Below are 306 nucleotides of genomic sequence, written 5' to 3'. Positions count from 1 at the left end.
TAGTGGCGCTCCTTGGCTTTACCAAGCTCTCTTATCTTGATATGCTTCTTAAAGTGGCTATCCCTATCTCTTTAATAACGTTAATCCCTACATGGTTTATGGTGCAGCGCATTCAGCGAGAGGTCATGCGTCTGATCTTGAAAAGGGAGAGCCTGAAGACCGTCTTGAATGCCATGTCCAAACCGGTCGAGGAATATTTCAGGGGACGCGAGTTCAGAACCCTCCTCAAGCAGCAGGTCGAGAAAATGGAGGAGGAGCACCTTTTAGTTGGCTTAGCCAGCCGCTTGAAGATCATAGATGCCGATG

At 48.4% G+C, this 306-nt stretch carries 1 protein-coding gene; it reads left to right on the top strand.

Annotated elements, in window-relative coordinates; translation table 11 throughout:
• Window positions 1–306, top strand: a 306-nt coding sequence (locus EZM41_RS08665; protein WP_198470711.1) for a hypothetical protein, incomplete at both ends; no start/stop codon positions are given.

It is taken from the genome of Acetomicrobium sp. S15 = DSM 107314, assembly GCF_016125955.1.
GTDB lineage: Bacteria > Synergistota > Synergistia > Synergistales > Thermosynergistaceae > Thermosynergistes > Thermosynergistes pyruvativorans.
The sequence above is the reverse complement of the archived record's forward strand: the minus strand, read 5'-3'. Positions and strand labels throughout refer to the sequence as shown.